The organism is Streptomyces sp. NPDC048275 (assembly GCF_040652275.1).
Taxonomy (GTDB): domain Bacteria; phylum Actinomycetota; class Actinomycetes; order Streptomycetales; family Streptomycetaceae; genus Streptomyces.
On sequence record NZ_JBEZLR010000067.1, the window covers coordinates 42,970 to 54,798 of the forward strand.

Genomic DNA, 11,829 nt, shown 5'->3' on the forward strand with positions numbered 1-11,829 from the left:
ACGCTGGTCGGCTTGTGCAACAACCGTGCAAGATGATCTTCGAAGGATCCGTTTACGCAGGTCAGATGCGTTGTATAGGAGTTCCGGGACATCTGAATGACAGATGCCGCCACAACCTGTCTGAACTGCACTGATGTGGGTTCAGAGGGGGTGCGGCGGCATCTCTGGGACTTTGGGCCGGGAGCGGCCTGCTCCCGGTTGTTGGGGCTACGACTACGCGTAGACCGCGTCGATGGCGCCGCTGCCCCGCGCGCCCGCGCGAGGCAGGAAGTGCGCGTACTTCCGGAGCGTGAACCCGGGGTCCGAGTGGCCGAGCCACCGGGCCAGAGAGACGCCCGACTCTCCGGCCTCCAACTGCTCGGAGGCGTAGAAGTGGCGCAAGGCATGACAGCCGTGCTCCCGAGACGGCTCCCAGACACGCGGTCCGCCCAGAACGCTCTCCTCCAACGTCGCGATGACGCCGGCCTCCGCCAGGGCGGGCTTCCAGACGTAGGAGTTGTAGTAGTTCCGGTTGATCGCCTTGCGCTCACGCCCCGTCACCAGGAGGTTGTAGGTCCTGGGCCGACGATGCTTGGCCTCCACCGGGTCTGCGGCGGGCTCGGATCGTCCCACGCATGGTGACCGGCACGGATGTGAAGAGCTCCGTGTGCTGCCGCAGGGCTCTGGCCACGCTTGGGGGCAGGGGCACGTCGCGGACCTTGCGGCCCTTGGGCAGCGCGAAGCACAGCTTCGTCCGCACCATCTTGGCCTGGCGCCGGACATGGATGACTTCCGCCTCGAAGTCAATGTCCTCCATCGCCAGGCCGAACGCCTCTCCCTGCCGAAGGCCAAGGCCCGCGCCGATCTCGACAAGGACGCGGTAGCGCTCTGACAGAGCTGCGCGTACCGCCAGGACTCGCTCGGGTGGCCATGCCTCGACCCGACCCGGTGCGGCTGCCGGAGGGCGGACGGTGCTTGCGCGGCATGGGTTGCGTGCAAGTCGGCGGTCTTCGACAGCAGCCTGCAGTACGCCGGACAGCGTCACCCGGGCAGGTGGAACTCCTTCACGAAGGGATGAAGACGACACTCACGACGCTGGGCGCGTCAGGCGCACAGCAAGCGGGCGAACCGCTCCTGGGGGAGAGGCATTGAGCGGATCGAGGGCCGGGCTGGAGCGGGAGTCGGCCCGCTCCTGTTCACGGATACGTGTGCTGGATCAAGATCATGGGCGAGGGGCATACGCAGGAGAGCACCGTCCTGGCCGCCGACGACTTCCTCGGCCCGTACCGCGTCGTACGCACCGGGCTGCGCCCTCTCGGCATGAACGCCGGCGACTTCGACCTCGCGGTCCACCCCACCGACGGCAAGGCGTACTACTACTTCGAGCGCGTGCACAGCAAACTGATCTGTGCCGACCTGACCGACGACTACACCGACGTCACCGGCCACTACTCGACGCACTTCCCGCACCCGCACCCGCCGTACGTCCGCGAGGCCCCCGCACACTTCACCCGTGACGGGCTGCACTACCTGATCACTTCGGGTACCTCGGGCTACTTCCCCAACCGCTCGGAAGTGGCCGTCGCCCGCACCTACCACGGCCCCTGGACCGTGCTGGGCGACCCGCACCCCGGCGACGTCTTCGGCACCTCCCACCGCTCCCAGATCAGCCAGGTCTTCAAACACTCTCACAAGAAGGACCTGTACATCGCCCTGGCCGACCGGTGGCTGCCCCAGCTGACCCGCGAGGTGAGCCGGCGCATCCAGGACGGACTGATCAGGCGCCACTCCGGGGAAGCGCAGCCCGCGTCGGAAGCCGCTTTCCCACCGGAACTCCTCGACCCCGACACCTCCATCGCCGACTACGTCTGGCTGCCCCTCCGCTTCGACGGCGAGATGGTCTTCGTCGACTGGCGCGACGAGTGGCGGATGGAGGACTTCGACTGATGCGTTCCGTTCTCCCCCTCGCGCTCGACTGTGGCTGACTACGCGGAGCCGCCCAAGTGCGGGACGAAGAGAACCGTCCAGGGCATGGCGGGGGACGCCTCCGCGGGGAAGCCACGGATCCACCTTCGGCGTCGAGCATGGCTGCCGCTCTTGAGGAACTCCCGTCAGAGGGACTGAAGCAGGGCGAGCGTCTGCTTCAGCTCTTCTCGCAGGGTGCGCCCGGCCGCCTCGGAGTCTCCCCGCGTGACGGCATCCACGAGCGCGGTGTGACCGTCGTCGCCGTGGTTCGGGTCGCCGGAGCGTAGGTCGAGCAGCGCCACCAGGTCGATCAGTCCTCGTCGCAGCACGGGTACGAACTCGGTGAACAACCCGGTGAGTACGGGATTGTGGGCCGCGGCGACCACGGTCGCGTGAAGGGCGATGTCAGTATCGACGAACTCGGCATCGCTTCCCGTCGCGGCTTCGCGGCGTCTCGCCAAGGCCGCGTTGAGGACGTCGAGGTCGTCGTCGGTGCGGCGTTGCGCGGCCAACTGCGCGGCTTCGACCTCCAGCAGCATGCGGACTTCATAGACGTCGGTGATGGCCGCCTGCCGAAGCTGGGTGGACCAGCCCTCCTGGGGTTCGGTCGCGATGACGAAGACGCCGGAGCCCTGGCGTGCCTGCACCAGCCCGGCCCCGGCCAGTGCGCGCAGCGCCTCGCGGACGGTCGACCGCCCTACGCCGAGGGACTTGGCCAGGGTCGTTTCACCGGGGAGTTTCGTCCCCACGGCCCATTCGCCGCTGGTGATCTGGTCGCGCAGGCGCTCGGTTGCCTGCTCGACCAAGGGGGACGGCCGCAAGGCTCCTAGTGACATGTGACGTTCACCTTCCCAAACCTCTCAGGTTGTCTGAGGAGTTCAACTGCCGTTATCGTACCCGGCATGCCGCTGCGCGGGCTTCTCCTCCTCGTCTGCCGCTGCGGGGCCTGACACGACCGGCCCCCCGCAGCGGGTGTCGGGCTGCGCCGGTCATCGGATGGCCGATCGAAAGAAGTTCCGCACATGACTTCCTCCCTCGCGACCACGGCGTTCCCCACCCTGCGCACTCCGTCCGGTGACATCCCGGCCGATGCGCCCGGATGGAACCCCCAGCGCCCGAGCGCGATGCCGCACCACCGATACCAGCCCGTGCAGGAGCGGGTCGCCCTGCCCCTGGTTGACCGGACCTGGCCGTCACGCCGGCTCGAGCAGGCCCCCCTGTGGGTACCGGTCGACCTGCGAGACGGCAATCAGGCGCTGGCCGAGCCGATGGACACCGAACGCAAGCGACGCATGTTCGACCTCCTGGTCACGATGGGGTTCAAGGAGATCGAGGTCGGCTACCCCTCGGCCAGCCGGACGGACTTCGACTTCGTCCGTCACCTGGCCCAGAGCGGGGCGGTACCCGACGACGTGACCATCTCCGTCTTCACCGCGGCCCGCCGGGACCTGATCGACCGGACCATCGCCTCCATCGAGGGACTCCCCCACGCTGTCGTCCACCTGTACACCGCCACCGCGCCCACCTGGCGGAACGTGGTCCTCGGGCGCTCTCGCCCCGAGGTCCACGAACTGATCCGGGACGCCGCGACCCACCTGATGCGACGTGCCGAGGAACAGCCGGGCGCCGGCATCCGGTTCGAGTTCTCCCCGGAGGTCTTCAACCTCACGGAACCGGACTTCGTCCTGGAGATCTGCAACAGCCTGACCGAGCTGTGGGAGGCGAGCCCGGACCGGCCGGTGATCCACAATCTGCCGGCGACGGTGGAGATCGCCACCCCCAACGTGTACGCGGACCAGATCGAGTACATGGACCGCCACCTGGCGCGCCGCGATTCCGTGATCCTCTCGGTGCACCCCCACAACGACCGCGGCACCGGCGTCGCCTGCGCGGAACTCGCCGTCCTGGCGGGTGCGCAGCGTGTGGAGGGCTGCCTGTTCGGCAATGGCGAGCGGACCGGGAACGTCGACCTGGTCACCCTGGCCCTCAACCTGTACGCGCAGGGCGTGAACCCGATGATCGACTTCTCCGACATCGACGCGGTGCGCGAGGTGGCGGAGCACTGCAACCGGCTGCCGGTCCACCCACGTCACCCCTACGGCGGCGACCTCGTGCACACGGCCTTCTCCGGCACCCACCAGGACGCCATCGCCAAGGGCATGGCCCACCACGCCAAGCACGCCGCCGAGAAGGGCGTCCCCGCCGCGGAGGCGTCGTGGGCGGTGCCGTATCTGCCCATCGACCCGAATGACATCGGCCGTACGTACGAGGAAGTCATCCGCATCAACTCCCAGTCCGGCAAGGGAGGAATCGCGCACCTGCTCCACACCCACCACGGCCTGGACCTGCCGCAGGCCATGCGTCCGGACTTCTCCCGTACGGTGCAGCACATCACGGACGCCACCGGGCAGGAGCTCACCCACAAGGAGCTGTGGGACCTGTTCCGCACGACCTACATCGCCCCGGCCCAGGACGGTCCGGTCACCCTGCTCGACTGGAGCACCAGGGAAACCGCCCCCGGCCAACACGAGTTCGTCTGCACGCTGCGCGCCGACGGGCACGAGCAGTCCTGCCGGGGGACGGGGAACGGACCGCTGTCGGCCCTCACGGACGCCCTCCGCACCATGGGTGTCGGCGTCGACATCCTCGGCTACACCGAACACGCCACCGCCACCGGACCGGGCAGCCCCGCCGTCGCCTACGCCGAATGCCGGGTGGACGGCATCGTCCGCTGGGGAGCGGGCTGGGACACCTCGGTCCTCACCTCCTCCGTGCACGCGGTCATGGCGGCCGTCAACCGGGCCGGGCGAGTCTGAACGTGAACGCGACCCCGGTACTCCAAGTGAACGACGTGGACTTCGTCCGCGACGGAAATCCGATCCTGCGCGACGTGTCGCTGACCGTACGGGCCGGCGAGCACTGGGCCCTGCTCGGCGCCAACGGCGCGGGCAAGAGCACGCTGCTCAGCCTTCTCGGGGCGCTCGCCCACCCCACCCGCGGCACCGTCGAAGTACTGGGCCACGAGCTCGGCCGCGTCGACATGCGCCAACTGCGCTCCTACGTCGGCCATGTCGACCCACGGCATGCGCTGCGCTCGCCCTTGAAGGTCCAGGACGTCGTGCTGACCGGACTGACCAACACGATCGAGCGCGTGCCCCGCTGGAATCCGACCACCGAGCAGGTCGCCATGGCCGATCGCCTCATCGGTCTGCTCGGCCTCGCCGATCGCCACGAGGCACGGTGGCCGACCCTGTCCCAGGGCGAGAGGGGCCGTACGTTGATCGCTCGGGCGCTCATGCCCAGTCCGCGGCTCCTGCTGCTCGACGAGCCCGCGACCGGCCTGGACGTGGCGGGCCGCGAGCAGCTCATCGAGCTGATCGACACGCTCCAGCACACCTGTCGGGATCTCGCCTCGGTGCTGGTCACCCACCGCTTGGAGGAGCTTCCGCCCGGCACGACGCATGTGATGCTGCTGCGCGACGGGCGCTGCCTGGCCTCCGGCCCGGCCGACGAGGTGCTGACCAGGGATCAGGTCAGCAAGTGCTTCGACCATCCGATTCATCTCAGCCGAGCCGACGGACGGTGGAGTGTCCGGACCGGTCGCCCGGTCGGCAACTGAGCGCGCCAGGCGACGACGGGGCCCGCCGGAGGACGTCTTCGCGTCGTCCGGCGGGCCCGCCGTGTCAGCCCTCGACGAGCGTGATGTCCTGCTCCTCGGTCGCATGGAAGGTCGGGATCGGCAGGCCGCCGGAGGGCAGTTCCATCAGGGTGGCCTGGACGTGGGCGTCGCCCGGCTCGAAGGTGCCGGGCTCGCGCTTCGCCGAGTTGGTCCAGCGGTGCTCGGTGCCGTCGCAGACCGCCGCGGTGCCGCCGATGCCCTGTCTCGCCCGGGGATCGTCCTGCGACACCGACGAGGACACCAGCACCGTCCCCGAACCGGGCAGACAGCGGTAGGTGCCGGAGAGGGTGATGGTCCCGTCGGCCGCGATGTGACCGGTCGAGTCGACGGTGAGCGTCTCGTACGGCTCCGAAAGGGCGACGGCGGTCGGGGCGAGCAGCAGCAGGAGCGCGGCACCGGTGGCCGCGCCGATGACTTGGCGCACAGACATGGAAGTACCTCCTGGGGAGTGGCAGACACTCCACACGTACCCGCCGCACGCGCCCGGGCAGTGAGCGTCACCCCTTTGGTCGCACGTCCGCTCCATGCGTCATGGGGACGTCCGAGAGTTGTCCGCGTGTTGTCACGCTTCTCGACCGGCGGTTCCGGTGCGTTCTCGGCGAGCGCATGGTCTTACGTATGCAAGGCGGCGACAGCGCCGCCGGCACTCATCGCATCCGACGTGGAGGTGCGCCATGTGTAGCCACCGAACTCTCTGCCCGTCCGCGGACTCCAACGCTCCGCACATCGTGTCGGCCCACCCCGAGCAGGGCTGGAGCCTGCTGTGCAACGGCGCGATCGTCTTCGACGACAGCGGCGAACTTCTTCCCGACGGCCGCGTGGTCGCTCCGCAGCGGGTATTCGCCGAGCAGTTGGCCGTCGCCGCCTGATCCCTCCGACAGGGCCCTACGGCAGCACGGCGAAGCCGTCGAGTTCGACCAGGGCCCGTTCGTCCCAGAGGCGGGCGGCGCCGATGACGGCCATCGCGGGGTAGTCGCGGCCCGCCAACCGGCGCCACACACGGCCGAGTTCGGCAGCGTGAACGCGGTAGTCCGCGACGTCGGTGGCGTAGACGGTGACCCGTGCGAGGTCGGCCGGGGTTCCGCCCGCCGCCCGCAGCGCGGTCAGCAGATTCGTCAGCGCCCGCTCGAACTGCTCCGGGAGGGTCTCGCCGGTCACCTTCCCGTCCGTGTCGAGCGCGGTCTGGCCCGCCAGGAAGACCACGCGGGTGCCGGTGGCGACGACGGCGTGCGAGAAGCCGGTGGGCGGCGACAGCTCGGGCGGATTGACCCGCTCGGTACTCACGAGGCCGCCACCGACGCGTACAACTCCTTGGCTATGACGGCTCGTTGGACCTCACTCGCGCCTTCGTAGATACGGGGCGCGCGGACCTCTCGGTAGAGGTGCTCGAGGAGGTGTCCGCGACGCAGGGCGCGGGCGCCGTGCAGCTGGACCGCCGCGTCGACCACGTACTGGGCCGTTTCGGTCGCCAGCAGCTTCGCCATCGCGGCCCGCCGGGGCACGTCCGGGGCGCCTTCGTCGTACGCCGCCGCGGCCGCGTACACCATCAGGCGGGCCGCCTCCGTACGCAGCGCCATCTCGGCGACCTGGTGGGCCACTGTCTGAAGGTCCCTCAACTTGCCGCCGAACGCGTCGCGTTCAGCCGTGTGCGCGAGCGTCATGTCCAGCGCCGCCTGCGCCATGCCGACCGCGAAGGCGCCCACGCTCGGGCGGAAGAGGTTGAGCGTGTGCATCGCGACCCGGAAACCGCGGTCGGTCTCGCCGAGCACGTCCTCGGCCGTCACCCGTACGGCGTCGAAGGCGAGGGTGCCGATGGGGTGCGGCGAGAGCATGTCGAGCGGGGTGCCGGTGAGGCCGGGGCGGTCGGCGGGTACGAGGAAGGCGGTGACGCCGCGGGCTCCGGCGCCCGGGGTGGTCCGCGCGAAGACGGTGTAGAAGTCGGCCTCGGGGGCGTTGGAGATCCAGCACTTCTCGCCGGTGAGCCGCCAGCCGCCGGAGTCGTCGGCGCCGTCGACGTCTGCCCGCAGGGCCAGCGCCGCCGCGTCGGAACCCGCGCCCGGCTCGCTCAGGGCGAAGGCGGCCACCGCGCTGCCGTCCGAGACACGGGGCAGCCAGTGTGCGCGCTGGGCGCGGGTGCCGTAGGTGTGCACCGGGTGCGCGCCGAGGCCCTGGAGCGCGAGCGCCGTCTCAGCCTCCGTGCACTCCCGGGCCAGGGACTCCCGCATCAGGCACAGGTCGAGCGCGCCCGAGGTGAACAGCCGGGCGAGCAGACCGAGCCGGCCCAGCTCGGCGATCAGAGGGCGGTTGACGTGGCCCGGCTCGCCCTTCTCCGCCGCCGGACGCAGCTGCTCCGCCGCCAGCGTGCGCAGCTCGGCACACCAGGCGGTGTGCGCCGGATCGAGCGAGAATGCGGTCATTGCCGGTCCCCTCTCCCCTGCCGGGTCGCAAGGCCCCCTGTTCGGCCCCAAGGCCCCTGTCGGGTCGCAAAGCCAGGCTATCGTGAGACATTGACTGTCGTCACCAACACGATACGCTCCATGTGCGAGACGCGAGCTGCGAGCCACGAGCTGATGAGCCCACCACGACAAGGGGGCGAACCTCCATGGACCCCGGCGACACCCTGGAGCCGAAGACCTCGGCCCACGTCGACACCTTCGCGCGCGACCACCTCCCTCCCTCCGAGCAGTGGCCACAGCTCATCAGCGATCTGCCCGAGCTGCGCTACCCCGACCGGCTGAACTGCGCCGCCGAACTGCTCCGCCACGGCCACGCGCGCCCGGAGCGTCCGGTCTTCCGCACACCGTCCGGCGACCTGTGGACGTACGGGCAGCTCCTCGCCCGCGTGGACCGAATCGCCCATGTGCTGACCGCCGAGCTGGGCGTCGTCCCCGGCAACCGTGTACTGCTGCGCGGGCCCACCACGCCCTGGCTGGCGGCGTGCTGGCTGGCGGTCCTGAAGGCGGGCGCGGTCGCCGTGACCGTGCTCGCACAGCAGCGCCCGCACGAGCTGGCCACGATGGGCGAGATCGCCCGGGTGACGCACGCCCTGTGCGACGTGCGGTCCGTCGACGACCTGGCGCGGGCGGGGCTTCCGGGGCTGCGGATCACGACGTACGGCGGGGACTCGCCCGACGACCTGCTGCTGCGCATCACCGGCGCCCCGGACGAGCCGTTCACGGCCGCCGACACCGCCTGCGACGACGTCGCGCTGATCGCGTTCACGTCGGGTACCACCGGTCGGCCCAAAGGCTGTATGCATTTCCATCGCGATGTGCTGGCGATAGCGGACACGTTCTCGAAGCATGTGTTGCGACCGCACGAGGACGACGTCTTCACCGGCAGTCCTCCGCTGGGTTTCACCTTCGGACTCGGCGGTCTCGTGGTCTTCCCGATGCGCGTCGGCGCCAGCACCCTGCTGCTCGAACAGGCAGGCCCCAGGCACCTGCTGCCCGCGATCGCCGCACACCGCGTCTCCGTGCTGTTCACCGCGCCGACCGCCTACCGGGCGATGCTGGCGGAGCTGCACGCGTACGACACGACGTCGCTGCGGCGCTGTGTGTCCGCGGGCGAGAACCTGCCGGCCGCGACCTGGCAGGCCTGGCACACCCGCACCGGGCTGCGCATCATCAACGGCATCGGCGCCACCGAACTGCTGCACATCTTCATCTCCGCGGCCGACGAGCGGATCCGGCCCGGTACGACGGGGGTCCCCGTCCCGGGGTGGCACGCGCGCGTGGTCGACGCAGACGGCACACCGGTGCCGGACGGCCAGCCCGGACTGCTCGCCGTGCGCGGCCCGGTCGGCTGCCGCTATCTCGCCGACCCGCGGCAACGGGAGTACGTGCGGGACGGCTGGAACCTCACCGGCGACACCTATGTACGCGACCCCGACGGCTACTTCCGCTATGTCGCACGCGCCGACGACATGATCGTCTCCGCCGGGTACAACATCGCGGGCCCCGAGGTCGAGGACGCTCTGCTGCGCCATCCGGACGTGGTCGAGACGGCGGTCGTGGGACGCTTCGACGAGGCGCGCGGGCAGGTGGTGGTGGCGTACGCGGTGCTGCGGCCGGGCGCGCACCGGGATCCGGAAGCGCTGCGCGCGTTCCTCAAGTCCGAGCTGGCCCCGTACAAATGCCCCCGCGAGTTCGTCTTCCTGGACGCGCTGCCGCGCACCGCGACGGGCAAGCTCCAGCGGTTCCGGCTGCGCTCCCCGGAGGGCGACTTGTCCACCGGCGGCGGCCCCAAGTGATCTTCGCGCACTAGAGTGATCAACGTGTCAGAGCAGCACGCCCCCCGGTCCCTCATCGTCACGTTCTACGGCGCGTACGGCCGTTTCATGCCCGGCCCCGTGCCGGTGGCCGAGTTGATCCGGCTCCTCGCCGCGGTCGACGTCGACGCGCCCTCCGTACGCTCGTCGGTGTCGCGGCTCAAGCGCCGCGGACTGCTCGAACCGGCCCGCACGGCGACGGGCGCGGCGGGGTACGCGCTGTCGCCGGACGCGCGGCAGCTGCTCGACGACGGCGACCGGCGGGTGTACGCGACGGCGCCGCCCGCCGAGGACGACGGCTGGGTGCTCGCCGTCTTCTCCGTGCCGGAGTCCGAGCGCCAGAAGCGGCACGTACTGCGCTCGCGGCTCGCCGGTCTCGGCTTCGGGACGGCGGCCCCCGGGGTGTGGCTCGCCCCGGCGCGGCACTACGAGGAGGCCCGGCACACCCTGGCACGGCTTCACCTGGATCCGTATGTGGAGCTGTTCCGCGCGGAGCACCTGGGCTTCGCGGCGACGGCGGACGCGGTCGCGCGCTGGTGGGACCTGGCGGCGATCGCCAAGGAGCACGAGGCGTTCCTCGACCAGCACGCGCGGGTGCTGCACGCCTGGGAGCGACGCGCGGACACGCCGCCCGAGGAGGCGTACCGCGACTATCTGCTCGCCCTGGACTCCTGGCGCCACCTGCCGTACACCGACCCCGGGCTGCCCGCCGCGCTGCTGCCCCAGGACTGGCCGGGCGCCCGCTCGGCGGCCGTCTTCCGGGCGTTGCACGAGCGGCTCCGGGACGCGGGGGCGAGTTTCACGGACGTACCCACGTAGTTCGCCCGCCCTTAAGACCGACCGGCAACATCATGCATCACTAAGGGAACCCTCAGGCTGTTCCTCACCTCTTCTCATGTTTCTTGCCTAGCGTCGTCAGCCGCACGCCAGGACAGGAAGAGGACCGCACGTATGACCACCACGGCAAGGGCTCAGGGAGCCACCGTCTGGCTCACGGGCCTGCCGAGCGCGGGCAAGACGACCATCGCCCGGCTGCTCGGGAGCCGCCTGAAGGCCGAGGGACACCGTGTGGAGGTCCTCGACGGCGACGAGATCCGCCGCTTCCTCTCCGCGGGCCTCGGCTTCTCGCGCGAGGACCGCAACACGAACGTCCAGCGCATCGGCCTGGTCGCCGAAGTACTGGCGCGCAACGGCGTGCTCGCCGTGGTGCCGGTCATCGCGCCGTACGCCGACAGCCGCGAGGCCGTCGCGAAGCGACACGAGGCGAGCAAAACCCCGTACATCGAGGTGCATGTCGCCACCCCGGTCGAGGTGTGCAGCGAGCGGGACGTGAAGGGGCTGTACGCCCGCCAGGCCGCGGGTCAGCTGACCGGGCTCACCGGTGTCGACGACCCCTACGAGCCGCCGCTCGACCCGGCACTCACGCTGGAGACGCATCTGCAGACCCCGGAGCAGTCCGCTGCCTCGGTGCATGCGCTGCTCACCGAGAGGGGTCTCGCATGACGACCGCCGTCACCGTGCACGAAGGCACCGAAAAGCCGTACTCCCTGTCACACCTGGACGCGCTGGAGTCCGAGGCCGTCCACATCTTCCGCGAGGTCGCGGGCGAGTTCGAACGGCCGGTGATCCTCTTCTCCGGCGGCAAGGACTCCATCGTCATGCTCCATCTGGCACTGAAGGCCTTCGCCCCCGCGGCGATCCCCTTCACGCTGCTGCACGTCGACACCGGACACAACTTCCCCGAGGTCCTCGAGTACCGCGACCGCACGGTGGAAAAGCACGGACTGCGCCTGCATGTCGCCTCCGTACAGGACTACATCGACCGCGGTGTCCTGCGCGAGCGCCCCGACGGCACCCGCAACCCCCTGCAGACCGTGCCACTGACCGAGAAAATCCAGTCCGAGCGCTTCGACGCCGTCTTCGGCGGCGGCCGCCG

The 11,829-nt window shown here is 70.2% G+C and carries 14 protein-coding genes; 8 read left to right on the forward strand and 6 right to left on the reverse strand.

Translation table 11 applies throughout. The features are described from left to right. Positions 1–213 precede the first annotated feature (213 nt). Complete coding sequence (locus AB0D57_RS31720) at positions 214–612, reverse strand: integrase (protein ID WP_362080793.1); 399 nt, start codon at positions 610–612, stop codon at positions 214–216. Then, complete coding sequence (locus tag AB0D57_RS31725; RefSeq protein ID WP_362080749.1) at positions 527–1,066, reverse strand: tyrosine-type recombinase/integrase; 540 nt, start codon at positions 1,064–1,066, stop codon at positions 527–529. The genes AB0D57_RS31720 and AB0D57_RS31725 overlap by 86 nt, the downstream gene beginning before the upstream one ends. A 137-nt stretch (positions 1,067–1,203) precedes the next feature. Between AB0D57_RS31725 and AB0D57_RS31730 the strand changes: the two genes are divergently transcribed. Continuing rightward, entirely contained in the window at positions 1,204–1,926 is a 723-nt protein-coding gene (locus tag AB0D57_RS31730; protein ID WP_362080752.1) for a family 43 glycosylhydrolase, read from the forward strand. Positions 1,927–2,090: 164 nt separating this feature from the next. Here AB0D57_RS31730 and AB0D57_RS31735 read toward each other — a convergent pair whose 3' ends face one another. After that, positions 2,091–2,780, reverse strand: coding sequence for a FadR/GntR family transcriptional regulator (locus AB0D57_RS31735; RefSeq protein WP_362080755.1), 690 nt, complete (start codon positions 2,778–2,780; stop codon positions 2,091–2,093). Between the two features lie 186 nt (positions 2,781–2,966). Here AB0D57_RS31735 and leuA point away from each other — a divergent pair, with 186 nt between their 5' ends. Both leuA and AB0D57_RS31745 read left to right on the forward strand, forming a co-directional pair. After that, entirely contained in the window at positions 2,967–4,760 is a 1,794-nt protein-coding gene (gene leuA / locus AB0D57_RS31740; protein WP_362080758.1) for a 2-isopropylmalate synthase, read from the forward strand. Positions 4,761–4,762: 2 nt separating this feature from the next. Then, positions 4,763–5,563 (forward strand): ATP-binding cassette domain-containing protein, encoded by an 801-nt coding sequence (locus AB0D57_RS31745; RefSeq protein ID WP_362080761.1) that lies wholly within the window; start codon positions 4,763–4,765, stop codon positions 5,561–5,563. A gap of 64 nt (positions 5,564–5,627) precedes the next feature. Here AB0D57_RS31745 and AB0D57_RS31750 read toward each other — a convergent pair whose 3' ends face one another. Continuing rightward, positions 5,628–6,053, reverse strand: a complete 426-nt coding sequence (locus tag AB0D57_RS31750; RefSeq protein WP_362080765.1) for a DUF6299 family protein — start codon at positions 6,051–6,053, stop codon at positions 5,628–5,630. Between the two features lie 244 nt (positions 6,054–6,297). Between AB0D57_RS31750 and AB0D57_RS31755 the strand changes: the two genes are divergently transcribed. Beyond that, positions 6,298–6,492: a DUF5999 family protein gene (locus AB0D57_RS31755; protein WP_362080768.1), complete on the forward strand. Its 195-nt coding sequence runs from the start codon at positions 6,298–6,300 to the stop codon at positions 6,490–6,492. A 16-nt stretch (positions 6,493–6,508) separates the two neighbouring features. On the opposite strand, the gene AB0D57_RS31760 is transcribed toward AB0D57_RS31755, so the two are convergent. Together AB0D57_RS31760 and AB0D57_RS31765 are read right to left on the reverse strand one after the other, a co-directional pair. Beyond that, positions 6,509–6,907, reverse strand: a complete 399-nt coding sequence (locus tag AB0D57_RS31760; RefSeq protein ID WP_362080771.1) for a RidA family protein — start codon at positions 6,905–6,907, stop codon at positions 6,509–6,511. Beyond that, complete coding sequence (locus AB0D57_RS31765; protein WP_362080774.1) at positions 6,904–8,040, reverse strand: acyl-CoA dehydrogenase family protein; 1,137 nt, start codon at positions 8,038–8,040, stop codon at positions 6,904–6,906. The genes AB0D57_RS31760 and AB0D57_RS31765 overlap by 4 nt, the downstream gene beginning before the upstream one ends. A 185-nt stretch (positions 8,041–8,225) precedes the next feature. Here AB0D57_RS31765 and AB0D57_RS31770 point away from each other — a divergent pair, with 185 nt between their 5' ends. The 4 genes from AB0D57_RS31770 to AB0D57_RS31785 all read left to right on the forward strand — a co-directional run. Continuing rightward, positions 8,226–9,875, forward strand: coding sequence for an AMP-binding protein (locus AB0D57_RS31770; protein WP_362080777.1), 1,650 nt, complete (start codon positions 8,226–8,228; stop codon positions 9,873–9,875). Positions 9,876–9,890: 15 nt separating this feature from the next. After that, positions 9,891–10,712, forward strand: a complete 822-nt coding sequence (locus tag AB0D57_RS31775; RefSeq protein ID WP_362080781.1) for a PaaX family transcriptional regulator C-terminal domain-containing protein — start codon at positions 9,891–9,893, stop codon at positions 10,710–10,712. A 132-nt stretch (positions 10,713–10,844) separates the two neighbouring features. Continuing rightward, complete coding sequence (gene cysC, locus AB0D57_RS31780; protein ID WP_362080784.1) at positions 10,845–11,396, forward strand: adenylyl-sulfate kinase; 552 nt, start codon at positions 10,845–10,847, stop codon at positions 11,394–11,396. Next, the coding region (locus AB0D57_RS31785) for a phosphoadenosine phosphosulfate reductase family protein (RefSeq protein WP_362080787.1) at positions 11,393–11,829 on the forward strand (437 nt) is incomplete at its 3' end. The genes cysC and AB0D57_RS31785, both read left to right, overlap by 4 nt.